Annotated in this window: 23 protein-coding genes and 1 riboswitch; of the genes, 5 read left to right on the top strand and 18 right to left on the bottom strand. The window is 44.4% G+C overall.

The genetic code is table 11. From position 1 onward, the window contains the following. Positions 1-103 precede the first annotated feature (103 nt). Positions 104-400 (bottom strand): isoamylase early set domain-containing protein, encoded by a 297-nt coding sequence (locus tag R7O03_RS00705; RefSeq protein WP_005373671.1) that lies wholly within the window; start codon positions 398-400, stop codon positions 104-106. A 278-nt stretch (positions 401-678) separates the two neighbouring features. On the opposite strand from R7O03_RS00705, the gene R7O03_RS00700 reads away from it, so the two are divergent. Then, positions 679-1,059 (top strand): hypothetical protein, encoded by a 381-nt coding sequence (locus R7O03_RS00700; protein ID WP_005373669.1) that lies wholly within the window; start codon positions 679-681, stop codon positions 1,057-1,059. 83 nt (positions 1,060-1,142) lie between these two features. Further along, on the top strand, positions 1,143-1,742 hold the full coding sequence (locus R7O03_RS00695; RefSeq protein ID WP_005373667.1) for a thiol:disulfide interchange protein DsbA/DsbL: 600 nt from the start codon (positions 1,143-1,145) through the stop codon (positions 1,740-1,742). Positions 1,743-1,812: 70 nt separating this feature from the next. Here R7O03_RS00695 and R7O03_RS00690 read toward each other — a convergent pair whose 3' ends face one another. From R7O03_RS00690 to R7O03_RS00625, 14 genes are all read right to left on the bottom strand, one after another. Beyond that, positions 1,813-2,058, bottom strand: a complete 246-nt coding sequence (locus tag R7O03_RS00690) for a hypothetical protein (protein WP_005373664.1) — start codon at positions 2,056-2,058, stop codon at positions 1,813-1,815. A gap of 152 nt (positions 2,059-2,210) precedes the next feature. After that, positions 2,211-2,654 carry a DUF3429 domain-containing protein gene (locus R7O03_RS00685; RefSeq protein WP_042522685.1) on the bottom strand — a complete coding sequence of 148 codons (444 nt, stop codon included), beginning with the start codon at positions 2,652-2,654 and terminating at the stop codon, positions 2,211-2,213. A gap of 10 nt (positions 2,655-2,664) precedes the next feature. Beyond that, a complete protein-coding gene (locus tag R7O03_RS00680; protein ID WP_005373657.1) occupies positions 2,665-3,210 on the bottom strand; it encodes a glutathione peroxidase in 546 nt (181 codons plus the stop codon). 104 nt (positions 3,211-3,314) lie between these two features. Next, entirely contained in the window at positions 3,315-3,971 is a 657-nt protein-coding gene (gene ribB / locus R7O03_RS00675) for a 3,4-dihydroxy-2-butanone-4-phosphate synthase (RefSeq protein ID WP_005373655.1), read from the bottom strand. Positions 3,972-4,084: 113 nt separating this feature from the next. After that, positions 4,085-4,225: riboswitch (FMN riboswitch) on the bottom strand. Positions 4,226-4,329: 104 nt separating this feature from the next. Next, positions 4,330-4,947: a hypothetical protein gene (locus tag R7O03_RS00670; RefSeq protein ID WP_005373653.1), complete on the bottom strand. Its 618-nt coding sequence runs from the start codon at positions 4,945-4,947 to the stop codon at positions 4,330-4,332. A gap of 117 nt (positions 4,948-5,064) precedes the next feature. Then, complete coding sequence (locus R7O03_RS00665) at positions 5,065-6,918, bottom strand: MFS transporter (protein ID WP_318131285.1); 1,854 nt, start codon at positions 6,916-6,918, stop codon at positions 5,065-5,067. Between the two features lie 146 nt (positions 6,919-7,064). Beyond that, a complete protein-coding gene (locus tag R7O03_RS00660; RefSeq protein WP_005373649.1) occupies positions 7,065-7,823 on the bottom strand; it encodes a helix-turn-helix domain-containing protein in 759 nt (252 codons plus the stop codon). Beyond that, entirely contained in the window at positions 7,824-8,462 is a 639-nt protein-coding gene (locus R7O03_RS00655; protein WP_065275174.1) for an HD domain-containing protein, read from the bottom strand. Between the two features lie 248 nt (positions 8,463-8,710). Then, positions 8,711-9,988 (bottom strand): cytosine deaminase, encoded by a 1,278-nt coding sequence (locus tag R7O03_RS00650; RefSeq protein WP_005373646.1) that lies wholly within the window; start codon positions 9,986-9,988, stop codon positions 8,711-8,713. Between the two features lie 9 nt (positions 9,989-9,997). Then, complete coding sequence (gene codB / locus R7O03_RS00645; protein ID WP_047101164.1) at positions 9,998-11,236, bottom strand: cytosine permease; 1,239 nt, start codon at positions 11,234-11,236, stop codon at positions 9,998-10,000. 805 nt (positions 11,237-12,041) lie between these two features. Then, positions 12,042-13,388, bottom strand: a complete 1,347-nt coding sequence (locus R7O03_RS00640; RefSeq protein ID WP_005373641.1) for a magnesium transporter — start codon at positions 13,386-13,388, stop codon at positions 12,042-12,044. 112 nt (positions 13,389-13,500) lie between these two features. After that, entirely contained in the window at positions 13,501-14,823 is a 1,323-nt protein-coding gene (locus tag R7O03_RS00635; protein ID WP_318131284.1) for an AarF/ABC1/UbiB kinase family protein, read from the bottom strand. Between the two features lie 101 nt (positions 14,824-14,924). Beyond that, the gene (locus R7O03_RS00630; RefSeq protein ID WP_086047511.1) at positions 14,925-16,148 is read right to left on the bottom strand and encodes an HlyD family secretion protein; all 1,224 of its coding nucleotides are present in this window, start codon (positions 16,146-16,148) and stop codon (positions 14,925-14,927) included. Then, on the bottom strand, positions 16,148-16,474 hold the full coding sequence (locus tag R7O03_RS00625; RefSeq protein WP_017635162.1) for an MFS transporter: 327 nt from the start codon (positions 16,472-16,474) through the stop codon (positions 16,148-16,150). The genes R7O03_RS00630 and R7O03_RS00625 overlap by 1 nt, the downstream gene beginning before the upstream one ends. A 107-nt stretch (positions 16,475-16,581) precedes the next feature. On the opposite strand from R7O03_RS00625, the gene R7O03_RS00620 reads away from it, so the two are divergent. After that, positions 16,582-17,583, top strand: a complete 1,002-nt coding sequence (locus R7O03_RS00620) for an AraC family transcriptional regulator (protein WP_318131282.1) — start codon at positions 16,582-16,584, stop codon at positions 17,581-17,583. A gap of 91 nt (positions 17,584-17,674) precedes the next feature. Here R7O03_RS00620 and R7O03_RS00615 read toward each other — a convergent pair whose 3' ends face one another. Together R7O03_RS00615 and R7O03_RS00610 are read right to left on the bottom strand one after the other, a co-directional pair. Further along, positions 17,675-18,364, bottom strand: a complete 690-nt coding sequence (locus tag R7O03_RS00615; RefSeq protein WP_213885447.1) for a hypothetical protein — start codon at positions 18,362-18,364, stop codon at positions 17,675-17,677. A gap of 12 nt (positions 18,365-18,376) precedes the next feature. Beyond that, positions 18,377-19,918, bottom strand: a complete 1,542-nt coding sequence (locus tag R7O03_RS00610; protein ID WP_248486479.1) for a hypothetical protein — start codon at positions 19,916-19,918, stop codon at positions 18,377-18,379. Positions 19,919-20,284: 366 nt separating this feature from the next. On the opposite strand from R7O03_RS00610, the gene R7O03_RS00605 reads away from it, so the two are divergent. Both R7O03_RS00605 and R7O03_RS00600 read left to right on the top strand, forming a co-directional pair. Further along, complete coding sequence (locus tag R7O03_RS00605) at positions 20,285-20,977, top strand: response regulator transcription factor (RefSeq protein WP_053349274.1); 693 nt, start codon at positions 20,285-20,287, stop codon at positions 20,975-20,977. Between the two features lie 3 nt (positions 20,978-20,980). After that, complete coding sequence (locus R7O03_RS00600; protein ID WP_005373622.1) at positions 20,981-22,303, top strand: ATP-binding protein; 1,323 nt, start codon at positions 20,981-20,983, stop codon at positions 22,301-22,303. On the opposite strand, the gene R7O03_RS00595 is transcribed toward R7O03_RS00600, so the two are convergent. Then, the gene (locus R7O03_RS00595) at positions 22,284-22,940 is read right to left on the bottom strand and encodes a pyridoxamine 5'-phosphate oxidase family protein (RefSeq protein ID WP_318131280.1); all 657 of its coding nucleotides are present in this window, start codon (positions 22,938-22,940) and stop codon (positions 22,284-22,286) included. The two genes, R7O03_RS00600 and R7O03_RS00595, sit on opposite strands and share 20 nt — an antisense overlap. Between the last annotated feature and the right edge of the window lie 51 nt (positions 22,941-22,991).

Genomic DNA, 22,991 nt, shown 5'->3' with positions numbered 1-22,991 from the left:
TTGCCAATTAATAATTTAAATCTAATCACCTATCACATTTAGAGAGATGCAAAAAGGCGCAACGTTTGCGCCTAGGTATGGAATCTTAAAGCGAAATTACCGCTTATTCGGTGGTACACACGACGCTGTTGTCGCTGCCAAATGCATTTGGAACGTAAGCATCAGCTTGTGGGTCATTTTCCCACTTCGCGTCATCGAGCAAGTAACGGAACTGAACATTCTGCGCTTTAGGTAAGCGGGTTTTAAATTTAAACTGACGACTTTTCTTCACTAATTTCATCGGTTCTGGCTGCCAGTTGTTGAAGTCTCCAGCAATTTGGACAGAGTCCCACTGATCTTTATCTAGCTCGAACGTGACTTCGACTTCATCTTTTGTCTTAAAGAATCTTTTTTTAAGCATTGATCTTTCCTTGTTCGTACAAAAACCGTTCTAACTATTACTCGTGTTTCATAATGATTTCAAGTTTTATCGAATTGTTGCTGGTACCTGATGAGGGGAGTATCCGAACGGTGAATAGCTCGTTGTGCTGGTTTCGTGTACTGAGGGAGCGTTAGAGAGAAAATTCACTAGCCTAAAATGGTCAAAGAACAGAGTTTGTTAGCGAGCCGAGAGTCCGTATCTTGAAGTCAAATCGTTATCATGTATTATCTTAAATCACCATTTTCCTTGATGTAGCTATGTTGAAGTTTAACCGTACATTGTTGACTGCGATAGTTTGCTTAGTTGCTATGCTTTTGAGTAGTGTCGCTCCTGTGGCGCAGGCTTCCGCTCCGATGAAAACAATTGAAGTACGCGATCTTATTGTTCAACAGGCTGCTCTGCACAAACAACTTGGCGTCAATGACGACTGCGTAGAATCACATCACGATGAGTCAGCCATCAATAAGGCACAACAATCTCACACGAGTTGTAGCTCTTCCTGCATGGTCAAAATTCCCGCCAACTTATCTCAAAACGACTTACTGCTTCTTCCTTATAGCCTTGCCTTGATTGATAGGCCTCTAGTCGAAAAAGTAGTGACAGTGATCACCAAACTTTATCGTCCTCCGATTGTTTAATTCCTCATCTCAAATTACTTGGGGTTTCCCCCTTTTTACCAAATGAAATGATTTGGCATTTGAATGCCATAAGGAAATAAACAATGAAAAAACTACTTGCCTTATGTAGTGCACTTTTACTGACTTTTACCGCTCATGCAGCGCAATTTGAAGAAGGGAAGCACTACAAAGTTCTGGATGTTAAGAAAGCATCGAAACCTGTTGTGACGGAATTCTTTTCTTTTTATTGCCCACATTGCTACAAGTTTGAGTCGCTTATTGAGCGTTTAAAACCTGCTCTGCCAAAAGAGGCAAAGTTTGAAAAGGTACATGTGGGGTTCATGGGCGGAGATATGGCGATTCCGATGGCCAAGTCCTACGCGACGATGGTGTCGCTAGGAGTTGAAGATACAATGATTCCTGCTATGTTTGCCCAAATTCATCAAAAGCGACAAGCGCCAAAAGACGAAGCTGAGCTGAAACAGCTGTTCGTTGATAATGGCGTCGAAGGTAAGAAGTTTGATGCGGCGTACAATAGTTTCGCCGTAAACTCAATGCAGAAAGGTTTTGATAAGCAATTCTCTGCCAGCACGTTGAGAGGGGTTCCGGGTGTGGTTGTGAACAATAAATACATTGTTTTGGCCAACGAAATTCGTACTTACGACGAGTACAATCAATTAGTTAACTACTTATTGACGCTGTAACTGTAAATAGCATTGAAGCTTAAAAATGGCGACGGTAGAGTCGCCATTTTTTATGCTTATCACTTTCGTATTATCTAAGAACGCTTGTACATGCTTGAGTCGGAACACTAGTCATAAATATGGCATGCGGATAAAACAAGCTAGCAGCAGTGATTGCAACATTACATGGCTGAGCAATCGTGGTTTTAATCACATTGGTAAGCACGGCTCCTGTATTATTTACTGTTTGAGCGGCGGCTTGTTGTGCTTGGTAAGACACGCAACCTGTCGTTGCATTGATCATCGCAGTGCTAAACAAAAGTTTGCGAAAAAACATATTCATATCCTTTGTGAATGCTTTGAATTACTTATATGTGGATTGGTTCATAAATGAAACAAAACAGTGTTCAAAATATGTGTGCATTCACGAAATGAACATTGTTTTATAAAAAGACGTTTTTTTGTGATCTTAGTACTGGACAGACCAGGTTATGAAACTAAAGCCAATCCGTGCATTACGATTACGCCGAAGGTCAGTTTGCTCCTCATTCCTTGATATCCCTTGGGCTCGGCGTCTTGTTCGACTTTCCTCACGAGCTTTTCTGCATACCAAACAGCAAGGTACCCAATTGCTAAGAGTAGGGTTGCGACTGCGTAATGTTTGTGGCCCTGCAGTAATGCGCCCCAAGCCAGTAAGACAAAAAGGTTGCTGAGAATTAATATATTTCGGCTAAGGCGATGGTAGTAATGCTCAATGCCATTACCCCAAAGGATGCCGGATAAAAAACTTAATATAACGGCGCTATATGCGATGAAAAATTGCTGACCACTTAAATTGAAGAATGAGATGTCAGTGAAAATCAGCCCTAAACTAAACACAAATGGAACCAGGCCTAAGTAACCGAGTTGTAGCATGGTTGAGCGTGTTGTCATGGTCGTCACCTTATAATTGTTGCTCTATCATATTGGTAAGCGTAGTACTTGTCGGTGATGTGGAGCTTGGAAAAGTAGCAATAACTTTACCTTCAGAGCTAATTAGAAACTTGTAGAAGTTCCATTTTGGTTTTATGCCTGCTTGGTTAGTAATCTGGTTGAAGACTGGGTTCGCATCTACACCTAATACTGAAGAGCGAGCCATCATTGGAAAGGTGACCCCGTAATCGAGATAACAGACTTTCGCTGTGTTTGTTTCGCTTCCTCTATCTTGTCGAAAGTCATTGCTCGGGAAACCGATAACGGTGAAGTTTTGGTCTTTGTAAGTTTGATAGAGGGTTTCTAACTGTTCAAACTGAGGAGTGAAGCCGCACTGGCTTGCTGTATTGACGATTAGTAGTGTCTTTCCCTTAAAGCTTTCGCATAGATCGACTTCTTCCGTTGAGTTTAACAACCTTTGCTTACCTTGAAGAATATCAGGGCACTCAGATGCAAGAGCAAGCGAATTCATGGAGAGAAAGCTAACGAGAGCGGCGAAGTTCAGTAATCCTTTCATGGTGTTGTTCCCCTTGTTTTCAATAAGTATAACTACTTAAGTGCAAAGAGGATCGATCAAAAAAGCCGCACAAATGCGCGGCTTTTTCAAGAGCTGAGATCTGACTATGCCAGTTTCAACTCGAACTGGTTCAGGTACATTACCATGTCTTCAATCGTCAGTACCGGCATGTTGTGCAGGCGACCGAATGCTACGATCTCCGGTGCCTTTGCCATCGTGCCATCTGGATTGGTCACTTCACACAGTACGCCAGCGGGTTGAAGCCCTGCCATTTGCATCAGATCAATCGTACCTTCTGTGTGACCACGGCGAGTCATTACACCACCTGGACGTGCGCGCAGAGGGAATACGTGACCCGGGCGAGCAAGATCTTCCGGTTTTGCGTGCGGGTTTGCCGCCGTTTTAATGGTCGTTACGCGGTCTGCTGCTGAAACACCCGTTGTTACACCAACTTTCGCTTCAATAGAAACCGTAAATGCGGTTTGGTTTGCGCTGTTGTTGTTTACCACCATTGGAGGCAGTTCCAGTTTGTCTGCTTGAGCATCTGTTAAGCACAAACAAACGATGCCGCTACATTCGCGGATCATCAATGCCATTTGCTCGTTAGTGAGGTGCTCGACTGAATAAATGATATCGCCTTCGTTTTCGCGATCTTCATCATCAAGAAGCAGTACGCCACGGCCTTCTTTTAAAGCGATAAGTGCGTTTTCAACGCGAGTAATTGGGTCGCCGAATTCGGCAAGTAGTGATGACTGATTCATGGTTAACTCCTAAATTTCACCAGAATCAGGGCGGTATGAGAGATCGCCGTAAAATACGATCAAAAAGAAGTGCACCAGCATTCTTAGCGATCTGACTCGCTATGCTGGTGTATTCTTATTCTCTTTCATCCGGACTATAACCGTCGGCTCTGGCATCTCACCAGATCTGCTGACCTCGACGAATCGAGCGCTCGCGGGCTCACTTGAAAAAGTATACCGCCGGTGGGGAATTTCGCCCCGCCCTGAGAACAATTAAAAATGTACCACTTCATCCAAGTTGTGAAGAAGTGGAGCTAGGATAGTACTGCGAACTGAATAGCTTGGAAAGTCGATTCCATCTGTATGATGGAAAAGTGTGCTATCGACGGAAATAATCTGTGCGAATAAAGTGATCAATCTGCTGCGGCACGAAGGTGTTGTAAATCAGGCTCGTATGCGTTTGCTTCACTTCGATATGATCTTGCATACCGTCCAGTCTTGTCTCTTCTACGGTAACGGTACCGTCCGACATGGTGTTGTCATTACGGATCAACAATGGGCGAGCGCCAATCGGCATCGTTCCTGCGATACTGCCGAGTTTTTGAGGGAAATCCCAGGCGTCATCATGTTTGTTTAATCCGTGGTGTGGCGAATTGCCTAAAATTGCACCCAATCCGAGATCTTGAATTCGACCTACAATGGACGCGCCTTTAAGAGGCGAACCGATAGCGACAACATGAGAGATTAAGTTAGTGCTCGGTTTTCTGTTGGCGAGATAGCGCTTAATCATCAAGCCTCCCAAGCTGTGTCCCACGAGCACGTTTGTGGTCAGTGGATTAAGCGAATGATCAATAGAATCAAACAGTGAAGACTCATCGATAGCAACAGTGTTATAGCTGAGTACTTGCGTTTCGTATCCGAGTTTTCTCAGCTTTTGGCTAAGAGGCTGCATGACCAGCCCATGCATATAAAGACCATGTAAGATGATGATTTTCATAATACCTCCTAGATTTATGACGTCGTAGATATCCTACTCTAATTAACAAAGAACTACTTGTGCTTTGTGGTGCATATTTACGTTTTGCTGCAAAGTTTGACTGCTGTAGCAAGCGACTCAGCCCAGTAAATCCTGTACTTGTTGTTGCAATTGATGACGATTTAAAGACGCAGGACTTAACACTTCACCGATTACAACATCCACTTTTGACCAAAAACGAGTCGGTCGTTTTGTGAGAGCATGTCCGCCTTTGTGGCTGAAAAAAGAACCCCAAAGCCCTTTTAACGCCATAGGGATGACAGGTACAGGGTTACGTTCAAGGATTTTTTCCACACCAGGGCGAAACTCACCCAATTGACCGTTAGACGTTAAACGACCCTCAGGGAAGATACAGACAACCTCACCGTCGTTAAGTGCTTGTTCAATCTGCTCAAATGCTCGTCGGTAAGTGTCGGCACACTTGCGTGGAGAACAGATCGGGATAACACCGGCATGACGGAATACATATTTAAGAACAGGTAGCTCGCTGATGGACTTGTCCATCACAAAACGAACCGGGCGAGTAGAGGTTCCCATCAAAATCAATGCATCGACATAGCTAACATGGTTAGCCACGATTAACGCAGCACCTTGTTCAGGAATATGTTGGCGCCCCTTTACGGACACACGATACATACAATGGCTGAGTAAATAACTGATAAAGCGTTGTGTAAATTCCGATACTTGGCGATAGACATAGATCGCCACGAAGAAGTTACCTATTGCCATCATGGCAAACAGTTCCACAATAGAAAGCTCCAGTACGCTGAGTACAACGATCGAAACCAAAGCAGACACCACCATAAACAACGCATTCATGATGTTGTTAGCAGCAATGGCACGTGCACACTCCCCTTTGTTTGAACGCGATTGGATGAACGCATAAAGAGGAACAATAAAGACACCGCCGCTTACACCAACAAGGAACAGGTCAATCATGACGCGTAGATGTTTTGATTCAGCAACGAAGTTTTGCACATCATAAAAGTGCACCGGAAGTGATAGATAACTCGGGACTGCCCATAGCAAGTCGACGCCAAAGACTGTCAGACCAAGGATACCGAATGGCAAAATGCCAAGCTCAACGTGGTTGAAAGAAAGTTTTTCACACAACCAAGAGCCTGTAGCGATACCAATGGAAAACAATGCCAACAGTAAAGAAACGACAGTGCTATCTGCGAACAAATGTTCGCGTGCGAAGTTAGGGAATTGAGTTAGGTAAGTCGCACCCATGAACCAGAACCAACTGATGGCAAGAATAGACATCCAGATGCCTCTCTGTTTTTTTGCCACTTTTAACGTGTTCTTTAAACCAGAAATCGGTTCAAATTTCGCTTTGTCATTCGATTGGCTAGGCATCGTTGGAATATTCACGCTGCTCATGAACCCAAGCAAAGACAAGGCAATCACGGTACAAGAAGCAATCAAGGTACCATTAGGAATGGCTAGCAGCAGGCCTGCGCTAAGCGTACCTATAAGAATCGAAAGAAACGTGCCCATTTCAACCCAAGCATTTCCTTTAACAAGCTCATTTGGTTTGAGCGCTTGTGGTAGCAAGGCGTATTTCACGGGACCAAAATAGGCCGATTGAGTGCCTGTCATAAACAGCAGAACCAGCATCAGCATGGCACTTTGGGTGGCAATAGCGGTTGCTGCGCAAGACATGATAGCTAGTTCGATGAGCTTTAGACGTCGGATTAATTTGGCTTTGTCCATGCTGTCAGCGACGGCACCAGCATGCGCTGAGAATAGAAAGAAAGGTAGGATGAATAAGCCTGCCGCCAAATTAACGAATAGATTGACGGATATTGGTAGGTTATCAATTTGGCTGTATGTCACCATCAATAACAGAACGTTTTTGTAGATGTTGTCATTGAGTGCGCCAAGGCATTGCGTCACAAAGTAAGGAAAAAAGCGTTTTGAGAAAAACATACGGGCCCCGATTAAACAAAGTCGAATGAGATGGGAGCACTTTATGCTCAATGAACGATTAAACCAGCTTTCTCTTTCAAGTGACGTTGTATGCCACCAAAAGTAACGAAGTTCGTTACTTTCATTTCCATTCGTTTATTGAGTTACTAATTCCGAGACTTCTGAGTAGGTTTTCTTTCCCATGGTTCAAACAGAGGGAACGTCCAACGACGCATCGCAATAATCAGAGAGGTGCCGTGCTTTTCGTCCATATCGAGAGAGCTATCATTTTGGCAAGCCTGATAAAACTCATCGATGACCTTTTGCAGTTTCTGTTGTAGCTTCTTGTTGGTTGGTACACTCATCAATCCTGTTGCCATGGAGAACTTTTCATCTTCACCAGAAAAGTAGCTTTGGAAAAAGGCGTCTTGAACTTGCTGTTGGAAGAACCGTTGAATAGGGCCGCCCATCTGCCACTTAAATGTCGGAGATATACGCAAACGAATTTTGTTATTTGGCTGTAAGTCGATGATGTTCAGACGATCCAAATGAGCAAGCTTTTGCACCAGTTCAAATTCATTGAAGGTGTATTGCTGAACGATTTGCTCAAACTGATAGCCATTTACAACACAGATTGCCACGAGTAGCAGGGCTTTATCATCAACCAACTGCTTTTCTTGCTCTAACGTTAGCGACTCTAGACCTTTATTGTGCGCAGCCGCAAGCTTAAACAGGTCCGCCATTTCTAAACCAATCAATTGGCAAATGCGTTCTAAGCGTTCAAGACTAATGTGTTGACCTTCAGCGAGTAAACGTTTGACGCTTCCTTCACTTAAATCAAGGTGTTGTGCAACATCAGCATAATGCAGCCCAGCTAACTTTAGTTGGCGTTTAAGCTCTTTAATTAACGTATAGCTTTCTGACATTTACGCTGTTACCTCGTCGTGTAACTGCTCTAGGTACGTTTGCATAAAGGTTTTGCGTTTTTGCGCTTCGCGTCTTGCTGACTCTGTGTTCATAGTTTCAGCGATTTTGAATAACTTGGTCTGAAAGTGATCCAGAGTGAATTGTTTATCGTTAAGTTCACGTTCTTCGGCAAATATATCGCTGTCGTTGTAAAGTTGCGCGTTAAATTGAGTGCTGACTTGAATGCATCGCGTCACGCCAATTGCGCCTAAAGCGTCCAGACGGTCGGCATCTTGGACGATTTTGGCTTCTAACGTATTTGGCCTGATGTTTGCGCTAAAGCTGTGTGCCTCTATCGCATGAGCAATGGCATCATGATATTGCTGCGGATAATCGATACTCTCTAAAAATGCTACCGCTTTTTTGGCTGCGATGATTGAGCTCTCTTTGCGATTTGGGTGATCTTTCGGGTAAGTAAAGCAATCATGCAAATAGGCAGCCGGTAATACAATCGCGATGTCTGCATTTTCTTCTTTGCAGAGCTGTTTCGCTGTTTTGACCACGCGTTTTACGTGTTTAAGATCATGAGCTGCATCTACTTGCATCTCTTGCTGCATAAATTCCAAAAATTGCGGTTCTATCTGGTTTAATGACGTCATGGTTCATATCTACAACTAAAATGAAGTCAGAAGTATGCCCAACGCTTAGAATAATTTCCAAGTGCGATGGTGTAATTGAGATTCAGCCACCAGAACCTTGTGCAACGTTTGGTACTGAGCCGTTTTATATGGCCTTTCAATGTGTTCAGTGGTTTATGAGACAAGAATAGACAGAGCGAGCAGTGATGTTTACCAGTAGAAAAAAGGCCTGACGATGTCGTCAGGCCTTTTTCGTTTCGCCGATCTTTTTAGCGTTTGAACGTTACTTGCTCTGCTTGTTCAAGATGAATATGAGTTGTTGCAGGCTGTGTTTCTGCAATCACTTTACCGTGACGAACAGAGTAGCGAACCGGCACTTGGCGACGTACTGCGTCAAAACCATTTTCTGCGGGAAGAATCAGTAAACTACCTGGTTTGCCTTCTTCAATGCCGTGCTTATCTTGAATGTTCAGTGTACGTGCTGAATTGGTGCTGATCAGATCCAGTGAGTTGTTGATTTGGTCGTAACCCATCACCTGACACACGTGCAGACCCATATGCAGCACTTGCAGCATGTTTGCAGTGCCTAGTGGGTACCAAGGGTCAAATACATCATCGTGTCCAAAGCAGACGTTGATGTTGGCATTCAGCATCTCTTTCACTCGTGTTACGCCGCGACGTTTTGGGTAATCATCAAAACGGCCTTGTAAGTGAATGTTCACCAATGGATTTGCCACGAAGTTGATACCGGACATGCGTAATAAACGGAACAGGCGAGATGCGTATGCACCGTTGTAGGAACCCATCGCTGTGGTGTGACTGGCCGTGACTTTATTCCCCATATCAAACTTGTGCGCTAATGCTGCCAGTGTTTCAACGAAGCGAGATTGTTCGTCATCGATTTCATCACAATGCACGTCGATCAGGCGGTCGTATTTTTGCGCTAACTCGAATACGTAGTGCAGCGATTCAATGCCATATTCGCGTGTGAATTCAAAGTGTGGAATCGCGCCAATCACGTCCGCACCTAATTTGACGGCTTCTTCTAGCAGCTCTTTGCCATTTGGGTAAGAGAGAATTCCTTCCTGCGGGAAGGCGACGATTTGGATATCTACCCATTCTTTCATCTCTTCACGCACTTCTACCATCGCTTTTAGGGCAATTAGGGTAGGGTCTGAAACATCGACGTGGGTACGAACGTGTTGTACGCCGTTTGCTATCTGCCATTTTAAGGTTTGTTTTGCGCGCGCTTTCACGTCTTCAATCGACAGCATTTCTTTGCGCTCAGCCCAACGTTCAATACCCTCAAACAATGTGCCAGAGATGTTCCAGCTTGGCTCGCCTGCGGTTTGAGTTGTATCTAAGTGAATGTGTGGCTCGCAGAAAGGCGCAACCGCCATACCGCCTTCAGCATCGATGATGTCACCGTTATGACTAAGCTCCACATCGTTGCTTTCAATGTGCTTGAATTGACCATCTTCAATCAAAATTTGCTGCAGACCTTCTTGTCCTTTTAGCGTTACGTTTTTGATCAGTAGTGTTGTCATGATGGTTCCTTACGCTGGCTGTGTAGCCAGTGCTTTTTTGTTAAGAATAGGATTAAGAATCAGGAAGCTAATTGCGCCGCCAAGTACAGCGTTAATCGGCACTACGCCAGGCAGGAAGTGTCCCGCACCAACGCCAATCACGACAGCGATAATGCCAGCCCAGTTAACGTTTTGGAATTGGGCGGCTTCAAAGTTTGCGTAGCGTTTACGGTTCGTGAAGAAGTCAGCGATGATCACACCGCCAATCGGTGGAATTGCCAAAGATAAGAAGGTCAGCCAGCCAACAAAGTTATTGTAGAGCCAGAGAGCGCAAAGTGTGCCAACAAGACCGTTCGCCATTGAGATGTATTTACTTGGTAAGCCTGTGATGTTGGAAAATCCAAGACCCGATGCGTAGAGCGCGTTGTCGTTGGTCGTCCAGATGTTCAAGCCAAGAACGATGATAGCTGGAATAAGAAGACCTTGCGCGATCATCACTTCAGAAATGTCTGATTGACCCGTCACCGACGCACCTGCCGCGCCAAAGATAAACATTAACGAGTTACCGATGAAAAATGCCACCATGGTGATCATCACGGCGCTGCGCGGCTTTTTACCAAAGCGTACGAAATCCGCCGTTAATGTACCAGCACTGACAAAAGAGCCGACAACCATCGCGAGAGCTATTGAAAAATCGAGTGGCTCGGTTGGTTGAACTTGTTGTAGTTCGCCAATACCACCAACGCTATTTACTGCCTCGATGACAGAGTAGCCGCCAAGTAGCGCAATGGCAGGAACGGCAATTGCTGACAACACCATCAGTGCGGAGATGCCAAAGTAAACGGTCGCGGTCATGAGCAAACCGGATACAAGGATCAACGTGTTGGTATCGATGCCCGTTGCTTTATGCACCGGAATCGCAAACATCGCGACACCAACTCCAAACCACCCAACTTGAGTACCGCCAAGAAGAGCGGAAGGAAGCCAAGAGCCTTTAGAACCAAAAGAGAAACGAGCAAGAAGGTGAGTAGAGAGACCAGTAGAAGCGCCGATGTAACCGAGGAAAGAAGTGTAAATACCGAGGATTAGGTTACCGATGAGAACAGCGAGGAAAAAATCATTGAAGGAGAGCCCAGTACCGAGAGAACCCCCAGTCCACATACTTGCGGAGAAAAAAGTGAGTCCTAACATCACCATTGTAAGTGATGCCACGCCTTTTCTGGCCGTGTTGGGAACTGGTCCAAGACTGTAATTATTGTCTCCAGCCATTATTACCTCCGCACATTGAAATATTTAATTATAGCACCTGGTTTTCAGGCAAACGGCGCGTATTATCGTGATGTAAATTTAATAGTCAATGATAAAATTGAAATTTAAACGTTTGCTTGGTTTTTGGTTTGTATTTTTTCCTTTAATAACAATGGTTTAATTTTCAAATTCTAAAATTGAAAAATTTATTTTTACGTATTTTCTATGATTTATAGACAGGTTTTCTATGTGAAATTAGTGTTTTGAATTGCCATTTGTTTTTATGGATTAAATTTATCTATAACTCTGGATTGTTCAGTCGATTTCTATGAAAAGAAAACGATTTCATGATGAGATTTTTGGTTTGGACGTTATTTGTTCTTTTCTTGGGTGTGTTTTCTTGGTTTTATTTTATGTAGGTGATTTATTTTTGTTGAGGCTGGTATTTCTAATGGTTTAGTGGGCGAATATTTGAATTTTATAAACAGTAAACAATCTGTTGTGGGTAAGAAAAGTGCAACCGAGCTCGGTCAGAGGATAAGAGGGCAATAGCCACATAAAAAAATAGCCAACCGCAAAGAGTGCGATTGGCTTATATACATGTGAACAAAATCAAGTTCACTAACAACGTCAGTTGGCTAGGTGACCCTCGGCTTAAGAAGGGTCGATTTATATAATGCAGTTACTGTGCCAACTTTAATATGCCCTAAAATACGTAGTTTCTGTGACATGCGTTGCTTAAAGTTTGAGTATGTTTGCAATTTGCAACTGCGTTATGCAATTTGACTCTATTATGCTAATGATTGATTAATAAACAATGAACCTTTTAAAGCATGACTAAACTCGCCGTTCCTAAAAAGGCGAAAAAACCAACTACATCTGTCACTGTTGTTAGAATCACCGAGCCAGCCAAAGCGGGGTCCAATTTAAACTTATCCAGAATAATGGGAATCAGCACACCAAATAAAGCTGCGGTAATAATATTGACGATAATGGCCAGCGCGATGGTTCCCCCAAGAACCGGAGATTGAAACCACAATCCGGCGAGCCCGCCGATGATTAACGCCCAAGCAATGCCGTTCAGAGAGCCAATACCCAACTCATTTTTCAAAAGCTTGAAGCGGTTACCTGGGGTGATCTGATTAAGCGCCATCGCACGAATCATTAGAGTGAGCGTTTGGCTGCCAGCAATGCCCCCCATGGATGCAACAATTGGCATGAGCACCGCCAAAGCCACCACCTGCGCAATTACATCTTCAAATAGTCCGATAGTGACAGACGCCAAAATCGCAGTAAGCAGATTGATGCCTAACCAAACACCGCGCTTTTGCGAGCTTTTTAATACTGGCGCAAACAAGTCATCGCCTTCATCCATACCTGTACCGGCCATCAAACGTGCTTCGTAGATTTCACGCTGTGTACTCAATGCAAACTGCCAATCGACTTCACCGATCAGTGTTTGGTCTGCATCAGTTACAGGGAGAGCGGGCAGTGTGCTGTGTTCTAATGCCTCTACCGCTTCAGGAAGCATCATTTTACTGTCTAGAACCGTCACAGCCTCAATAACGAGTGTTTTTAAGCGAGTATCGGGGTCACCACGTAAGATATCGAAGTAGTTGACCGTTCCACGATACTGTTTATTACGATTAATCAGATACACCTGTTGAGGTGTGTCGTAGCTATAGCGCTCCATTAACTGCTTAGCTGTCCCAATCGTAATGTTGAAGGGCAGGGTGATGATCTTACGTTCAGCCCAGTGGCCGAGTTCTTCATCAGCATACTCGTTTGCTTGATCGTAAAGTTCCAACTCATCTTTTTCTATCAACGAGAGCGCTTCGTTGATGATCGACTCTGGCAACGAATCGGCCCATTCGATGAGCGACAAGTTGTCGAGTTTAGCGAGAGTTAGCTTTAGCTCGACTTCAGATAACGCATTGATGATAGAGAAACGTACGTCCGCACGCATTTCCGTTAACACGTCGATATGTAGCTCTAGTGGTAAAGCTCGCCATAAGCGAACACGATCGTCGATTGGAAAGGCTTCTAGAATCAGGGCAACCGCGCCGGGCTCGAGGCCCGCTTCAATAGATTCATTGAGCGTTGCGACTTGATCCGCTTCTTCGGCTTGGCCAATTTGCTGGATTAGAGTGGAGAGATCTTGAAACTTGCTCACCGAGTACCCCGATAGTTAATTCGTTTTATGGAAGTATGGCATGTTATTGAGATGCACAACTATGCACCTTAACCTTGCTCAAGGTACTTGAAAGTAACAGAAAAACAATAGGCTATTCGCTGTTGATGATGAGATATGGCTGTACCAATTGGCGAATGTTCACTTTTGCGCCAATACGGGCTGCCAGCAAGTACATTCCGCCGATTTTTCTGTGTAAAAATAGGGCATCTGCTGGTGGAGTATGCCAGTATTCTTGCTCCATGCTTAGAATGGTGCCAGCCTCGCGAAGCTTTTGTGCTAAGCCGCTGGCTTTAAAGTCATAAGGCTCATCAACTAACATCGGTTCACATGCCATTTTCACTAGATCGAGAATCGCTTGGCGTTGGTCTGGAAGGATGGTTTGGCTGAAGAAGCCTATTTGTTCAAGCGCATTATTCAAGCCTTGTTCGTCATTGTTAACGACAGATGCGAAAGCTTGGCGATAACCAGTGCTGAACCGCTCGCTGTACTCTCGAGTGGCCCCGAAATCTAGCAAGCCGATTTGACGAGTGTTTTCGATATATAAGTAGTTGGCGAAATTTGGGTCGGTTTGTACCATCTTAAATTCGAACAGCTCCCTGAACAGTAATTCGAGTAGGCTGTGCATGACAAAATCTCGCGTACTCTGATCATAATGTTCGATTTGCTCAATCGGGCTACCATCAATGAATTCCATCGCGAGAACGGAGTCTGAGCAACTTTCAGTATGAATCTTGGGCACCACAAAATGAGGGTGCTCCTTCAAAGCGTCATGATAACGAATGGCAAATTGTGCCTCTCGTGCGTAATCGGCCTCGTCATGTAGCTGCTTTTTCGCTTCTTCGAGTAATCCTTTGTAGTCGACAGACTCGGGAATCAACCCAACGACCTTGAGCAGTGTACCGACATTATCGACGTCGCTATCGATACTTTTCCGTATGCCCGGATATTGCACTTTGACGGCTAGGTTATCGCCCGCATCGCTGTAGGCTTGGTGCACTTGTCCTATTGATGCACTGGCGATTGGTTTGAAGTTAAATGACAGAAACTCAGCTTTCCAATTCGTTCCCAGCGAACTTTCCATTACTGCGTTGAGTTGTTTTGCAGGCATTGGGTCTGCGTTGGAACGAAGACGGGAAAGAATATCGGCAAGTTCAGGTTCTAAAACATCACCAGCATCCATTGATAGCATTTGACCAAGCTTCATTGCAGCGCCACGCAGGTGAGCAAGTTGGTCAGTTAAGCGCGCGATGTTCTGTGGCGTCAGCAAGAGGTCTTTCGCTTTTGGTTTGTTGCCTTTGGCTATCTGCTTCGTGCCTTCTGCAATCACATTGCCTGCGACACGGGTAGCAAGTGAAGCGAACTTGCTGAATCTTGAGATGCGATGGGTAGGTAGGCTTCTTTCCTTTGCCGACATGAATCTTCTCCGCTATTTACTAACTAATTGTTATACGGGAAAAGGATATGTTTGGATACAAATGAAAAGAAAACCGCCAGCGTAACTGGCGGTTTGCGAGTTTAGATAGAGTAGAAGAAGTACAGTTGAGACTTCATTCGGATGATGATCCCGCGAATCACATCTAAGAAGGCCATGAAGCCTATCGGTTTTTCACCGCTGACCCATGCGAGGCCAACAGAGCCAACAGGGATGTCGTAGCCTTCTGGCTCATCAATCTTAAGACGAACAAAGTGGTGTTTGTTCTGTAAGTTCTTTCCAGTGGTGACACGTACGGAATCATCGAAACCCAGTAGATTACCTTGTGACTCACCTGTTGCTTCAACAATGCCTTCGACGGTCGCTGAGAAGATCTTACCTGGGTAAACGGACGAAGAGAATTCCGCTGGCTGACCCGGTTTGATGTTACGAATCGCCTGGTGGTTCACTCGCATTAGTACGTACTTTTCGTTGGTGTACATGTTGATACGCGGCATCATTGATACACGCTGACCTTCACGCAGGATAAAGTTGGTGACAAAGCCATCTGTTGGGGCATGAACTTTTGTACTATTCAAATCCCATTGCGCTTTTGCAATTTGCTCTTTCGCTTGGCGCAGTTCGGCTTGTTTGGTTTCAACTGCAAGTTCCGCTTTATGAATCGCCAGTTTTGCACGGGAAATATCGACTTGTTTCTTCTTGATTTGAGACTCAAGGGTCAACACGTTGTGACGTGCCATATCAACCGCACTCGATTGTTTGTCGATATCGCTTTCCGTTATGGTGTTGTGCACCACTCGGTTTTGCTCAACATAACGATCTAGCATTTTTTTCTGCAATTTGTAGTCAACTTTCGCCGCTTCCAACTGGCTCTTTGATGTTTCTAGATCTTGCACTAGCGCTTCGTGGTTAGCTTCTTCAATCTCGATGTCGCCTTTTGCTGTAGCTAATGCAACGCGAGCAGAATCAGCGGATACGTTCGCTTGATTTAATGCGATTTTGTATTGCGTTGGGTCAAGTTCATAAATGAGCTGACCTTCTTTAACTTGCTGATTCGGCTCAATGTAAATGTGGTCAACTTTACCTTTTACATTGGTTGAATCTGGACGCAATTGGATGTGTGGTGACTGCACGACAGAACCGCCGGATAAATCCATCGGGGTGAAGTTAATCAAACCTACCCAGACGAACATCAGCCAACTCAAACCGCCAAGATAAGCGAACGATTTGGTTGCTTTGTTCCAAGGCATGCCAACCAAACGCAGCAGATAGATGAAGAGAGCCCATACCGCTAAACCTTCTAACATTATGCTTCCTCTTTTGGCTGTGTTTCTGTTTGCGGTTTACTTTTCCATGTATCACGCAGATTGATGATGGCTTTTTCCATATCAACAAATGCAAAGATCACGGCTAGCACCCAAACCCAGTGCCAGACAAACCCTATCCAGGTCAGCGCAGTGATGAGCCCTATCTGATGATGGTCTTTGCTGTGTGCTTTATTGATAGGCAATTCATGGATTTTCCAAAAGCCGTAACACGCGCCCGCGACACTCGCAATTAAAACGACAGCAGCGACAACATGTAACGCCGTATCTGCGCCTGTACCGACAAATGGGACACTCAGTAAACTCATTAAACACTCCTCTATCAAACTGTTGGCGTATTGTGATCTGAATTTGATTTGCGGCTTTCTTTGTGACAGATTCAATCGCTATAGGATTAAATTTGATGTAATTGGTTATGAAAACGGTTCGGTTTATTCGCGCGATGGGCATTCTAAACATGCATAACCTCGCGTTATCTAAATACAATTTGGACTCGGATGAGTTAGGAATCCCAGTATCGGTGTTTCGTAACCCAATGACACTGATCCCGCTAAAAGCCGTTGCGGAATGGTATCGTTGTGTTGAACAAGCCAGTGCTGACCCGGATGTGGTGTTGAGTCTCAGCCGGGGTATTGAACTGCAAAAGCTAGGGCCAGTGGGACGCTGGTTATTCTCCGGCAATGATTTAGCCAGTACCATTCGGCGAGTGAATTATGGTGTGAGCAACCTACAATCAGGGGCGTTTTTTGCTGGCGAACAGTCGGGTAAAATCATCAAATGGACTTACCACAACCCGTTTATAGAAACGTCAGTAAAGGTGCACGATAGTATCCGCTGTGCGGTATTTATGATTAAGGTGTTACGCGAATTTCTTGGCAAAGATTACCAGCCTTTACGTGTCAAGGTTTCAGGCTCGAGAAAAAATACTGAGCGATACCGGGAATATTTCGGCTGCGAGGTGGAATGGAGTCAGCCAAAAACAGAGATATGGATCTCGGGAGATGACCGACTAGCTTCTCGCCAAGTGAGCCATCGAGAAGACAACCGTCTAGCGATGAGTTTTTCCGATTTGGATGATTTGCTTAATATGCCCGACCCAGAAGATGAGTTGAAAGTGATTTATGAAGTGGTGAATTACAGCAGCCATTATGGATTGCCAACGTTAGAGCGCGTTTCTTCTCTGCTTGATTTATCTGAACAGCAGTTTCAACGTCGTTTGCATAAATTAGGGCTCAATTTTTCGACGGTTTCTGGCTATGTATTGAGTAATATTGCAGCTGGTTTGTTGAGTAAGCGCGTGAGTATTGATGACATTGCCACGCGCCTTGGTTACACCAATGTGGCGAGCTTCAATCGTATGTTTAAGAAACATCGTGGATTAACGCCCAAGCAGTATACGGGAAGATTAGAGAAGTAGTGCTTCACTTATCTCTATGAGTACAAGCAATAAAAGCCCTCAAAAAAGTAGAGGGCTTTGTTTTTTTGTGTGTTGTTGTTTTATGTAATGGCTATTTTTTAGGGCGCCAACTTAGTGCACTTGCAACAGCGCCGATGGCAATTACATCCTTTTTTTGTTCGCTAAGTTCAGGGAGCATCTGTACCGCAATGGTACCGTTCGTCTGCACAGCGGCAATTTCTTGTGTGCCTTCCTTAAAGCTATACCCCAATGGAATGTCTACCGACATCATGGCGTCAGGACTAGTATGTACAGTTTCTACATTAAAGTGGGTGCTACCAATACGCACTACGCCTGTCTCTTTTTTCTCAAAGCTGATGTCGATGAGAGCGGATTTTGGCTCCATCGCAAACTCACCGACTTTTTTACCATCTTGAGTAATGTCACAGGTGTAAGGATCATTCCCACCAAAATCGACGCCCATGTAGTTAACCGACATACCGCCTCCAGTGCAGTTCAAAAGCCAAGTTTCCCCGCTGTCGATACGAGTCACTTCTGCGCCCATTGAACCTTCTTTGAAAGAGATACGGTTAAACCAACTTGAGTTAGAAGCACTGCGTGAATACTTGCCTTTGTACTTACCAGCAAAATCAAAATGGCCATCTGCACCGAATCCCCAAAAATCACCGTCGGTTTTGATCAGCATTTCTGGTTGTGCTTTTACGGCATCAGTACGATCCATGACGGCTAGGCCACCACAACCAACAAGGAGCAAGGGAGCGAATAGAATAAGTTTCTTCATGTTTTTCATTGTTTATAGCTTGGTTACATCTAGGGTTTGGTCGGTGAATTGGATGTTCTGAATGTCGTACAACTCGTCAGTGCCTGTATTTGGGCACTCAACAGAAACACTCTTTGCTTTGATAACAGTACATTCCGCCAGTTTGTGTGGCACGATATAGGTGTTGATACCGCCTTCACCATAAATGCTGTTGTCTTTGCTGTTGCCTTCAAAAGTATTGTTTTGATCATTACCGATCACATTCATCGCGTCGTCGCCAATGATCTTCACTTTTGTTAGCCACTGAGATTTGTAGGTGTACGCTTCTATCAAACCGTCTTTGTTGGGAGCCATACGGAAGGTAGGTACTGTGCCTGGATTTGTCTTTTCTGTGTAGAGCTTGACGCCCGCAGAGTCGATATTCGCGGTATATTGCAAGTATCCGTGGAATAAGCCACTGATCCAATCAACGGCTTGTGGATCTTGGGTTTGCATTTCTTCACGCGTTAACGCTTGGTAGCCATCTAAACCATGTCCGTTTGCTTTTGCTACACCCATGTAAGCTTCAAAAGCGGCAGCAAAATATTCGTGAGAATATGAAGGGCCCGTTTGTTTCACACTTTCAGGATCGAAGTCGTCCGATTTCCAATCGTCCCAGTCATACTGAGTAGGGCGCCACACCGTCGGTTTGCCCGATTGAATATCGTTATAGATGCTTAACGCATGAGCTTGAATGTCATTTTGCAGTGCCGCAGTCGCCGTGTTAGGTGCAATACCTTGCGCTTGGACCAAGTGTAAAATTTCTTCAAAAGCGGCGTCTCGTTCGGCTTTTTTACCAAGATTGGCGCAGTAATCGGCAAAATTACTCATGTAATGGCAATCGCCTTCAACTGTCAGTTCTCGATACATTAAAGATTGGCTATTCCTTAGCCAGTTTGGTGTTTCTTTACTAGTTACTAATGTTGACGCGATAGATGTGACAAGTGTATCCATATCATCTTCGTTAAGTACCATCATGCTTACAACAAACTTTTCTAGAGAACTCGTATCAAAAGAGTGTGCTAAGCCCGAGTTTGTAACTGCATCGTTCAATTTGTCTTGGCGAATCAGTTCGTTGATAAAGATTTTGGTTAACATCTCATCATTCTGTTCGTCGTTTTCGGTCAGCATTAGTGTGGCATCACGCTTGGCTAATGTCTTAGCGATACGAGACTTGTCAGCACCGTACTTAGAGTCTGGTTGGTTTGTGAGAAGGTGTTGGATGATTTTGGCTGCACGAAAGATTTTTTCATTATTCGCACCGTCATCAACAGCCACAATGTGAAATGTATCGTTGTTGTTTGCTTCGGAAAGGGAGATTTTCACATAGTGGGTGAAGCCAGCATCAGCAGCCACTTTTAACTTGGCTGGAAACTCTGTAGAAACGACAGTTGGGATTGTAACAGTGCTCAATGTTGGCATTGGTGGTGTTGGAGGTGTCGTTGTCGATGGTTTCGGATTAGATTCACTGCCGCCACAAGCAGTTAGACTTATCGCGCAAAATATGGCTAAAGGTGTTAATTTGGAATATCTCATTTCATGTTACTCGTAGACTTTATTAGAGCAAGAAACTTAGAAGCAACATAAAGTCCTGTCTATATAAGCAAACTAAGTCATATATGTTGATATTGTTTTTTGGTAAGACCTATTATTCGATATGTTTAAAAATATAGTAGATTTTTATTCCGAATTTTATTTTCTATGTGAAGCTATATTCTGATAATAAATAAGACATCAGGTTATTGCATGGTTTAAGGGGTATAGAATGATTAGGGTTATCGTATATGTATGGTTTGTAAGCGTATGTAAGCCTGTTTTTTATTAAAATTATCATTTAAGTGGGTTGCGCAGTATAGGACGAGCGATATACTCCCTCCATCATATTGGTGGAGTAAATGATTCATGGTGGGTAATACAATCTTACTGGTAGAAGACGACTCTGAGATTGCTCGATTAACCAAAATGTACCTCGAAGCCGAAGGATATACGGTAACTGTCATCGGTAACGGTCAAAATGCATTAGAAACGATTAAGGGGCTCAAGCCGGACCTAGTGCTGTTAGATTTGATGTTACCAGGAAAAAATGGCGCAGAAATATGCCAAGAGGCGCGTAAGTTTTATCATGGTATTATCATTGTTTTGACTGCGACCGATGATGAAATGAGCGAGGTGAGCTTATTTAAGTTCGGTGCTGATGATTACCTTACCAAACCGATCAAAGGCAATATCCTTCTCGCCCGTATTGAAGCAGCGTTGCGTCGCTATTGTCGTCAAGTTGATATCGTTGAAGAAGAAAAGCTGAGCCGATATGGCATTAGTCTTTGTCTTCGTCGCTCCCAAGCATTTTATTTGCAAAAAGATATTGGTTTAACGAGTTCTGAGTTTGAAATTTTAGAGCTCCTGATGCTGAATGTCGATAAGCCAGTATCTCGTGAATCATGTTGCCGTCTTGCCCGAGGCATTGAATACTGCATTACTGATCGTTCGATTGATATGCGTATATCGTCGCTAAGGAAGAAATTCTCCAAGGCTCATATCCATACGGCTACCATTAAAACCATACGTCACCACGGCTACATGCTGACAGGTAAATGACGCATGTTTTCCCTGTTTACTCGTCTATATGTGGGGTTAGTAACTGGCCTTGCGCTGACTGTTGCTTTGTTTCTCTTTATGGGGGAAGAGTACATGCGCAAAACAGAAGTTGGTGTTTTTTTGAGTGATGGTGCTTATTTTGTCGATCAATACATTGAGCAACGAGGCACTCCGGATTCTCTCTACAAGAAGTTAACCGAAAACGGCAAGCAAGATTTCTTTATCTTTGATTTAACATTGGTTGAAAACTGGGACGGATCACCGCCTTGTCGAGATTGTAATCTGCTGTACCGTATGCAAGGGATACCTGTTTATCTTATTGATGGCAGTACCTATGCTGCGGTATTCCCTTTGCCTAACACTTCGAAGAGTTTAGTTTTCAAAGAAAAAACGGATTTCTTTAGCCCACACGTTGATTGGAATGAAGATTCTGAGATTGTATTTATACTTACTCTACTTTTGGTTGTTGTATGCAGTTTAGGCATTATGGTTTACATACCTGTACGACGTCTTGACCGCCAAATTCGGCAACTAACGGCTGCGCAACAACAATTTGGTTCTGGTGAGTTGAATACGCGAGTCGAGCTAAAGCAATTTTCGCAACCCGTGAAAGAGCTCGCCCAAGGCTTCAACTGCATGTCTGAAGAGATTGAGAGACGAGTGCGCCAAACACACATCTTTACTCAAGCTATTCCTCATGAAGTGCGCACTCCGCTGAGTCGTATTCAGCTAGCGACGGATTTAGCTCGACGCACGAGTGGTGAAATGCAGGCAGAGTTACATGACGATATTGAACGATACGTTGATGTCGTGACGGATTTAACGTCCGACATTGTCATGCTGTCTCGCTTGAGTGTGAAAAACCACTCATGGATCGATTCTGTTGAAACCATGGAACTGCCACTTTGGTGTAAAAGCCGCATGAATTACCTAGGCTTAGAGTCCGCCATGTTGAGAGCAGAAAATAAACTCGCGAACCAATTGATTCACTTTCAGCCTACTTTGGGTAACCTTGTCCTCGATAATTTACTGCAAAACGCCAAGCGTTATGGTGAGTCCTGCGTTGAGGTGACGATTCGAACGGTAGCGGATTGCTGGAGCATCGATATTGAGGACGATGGTCCGGGCATCCCTGAGGCGATGCGAGAAGAAGTATTTATGCCATTTTCGCGCTTAGACAAAAGCCGCAACGCCGACATGAAAGGCTTTGGTTTAGGGCTTGCCATTGCTACCAGTGCAGCGCGGCAACTGGGGTGGGAGCTTTCTGTCGGCGAGAGTCACTTAGGCGGCGCACGTTTTACGGTGCTTATTCCTGCCAACGGTTAGAGTAGGCACTGCGGTAGTCTGGCTCTGCGATACCTTCATACAAATCGTCACAAGCTTGCAGCGGACCTACGACGGTTCGGTAGGGTAGGACACCTGCCCAAACAGGGATGTCCATGTCTTCCGCATCGTCGTTGACGCCAAAATTGCTGATTTTCACTGATGCTTCTAGGAGTGGAATACGCAGCAGCATGGTGGCTTTGAGTTCTTTTTCATTACTCAAACGGACTTGTTCTGTTCTCCCCGGAGCGATCTGTTCAATAAAGTGATTCAGCAACCTGTCTTTCTCTTGGTTATCTTCCACCATCTCAAACTGGCCAAAGACCACAACACTGCGATAATGCGCACTGTGGTGAAACGCACTTCGAGCCAATACCCAACCATCAAACAAAGTAAAGGTTAAGCACGTTTGCACTCCTTGTTTGAGTGAGCGTAACAGTCGACTGTTGTTGGCACCATGGATATACACGTAATCTTCGACACGCCATGCCAGCATAGGGATGACCACAGGGCCTGACTCGTTGGTTATCGCAATATGAGCGATTAGGCTTTCATCTATGATGGCGTGCAGTTTGCTAACATCAGAGACGGCTTTATGTGCGCCTTTCTTAATTTCCGTTCTATTGGTGTTGGATAGCATTTTCTCTCCTTGCTTGCTCACGATTACGAGCGATTTATCCTCATTCTTTGA

The sequence above is a fragment of the Vibrio sp. Vb2960 genome (assembly GCF_033337665.1).
Lineage (GTDB): Bacteria > Pseudomonadota > Gammaproteobacteria > Enterobacterales > Vibrionaceae > Vibrio > Vibrio alginolyticus.
This window is presented reverse-complemented; position numbering and strand designations above follow the sequence as displayed.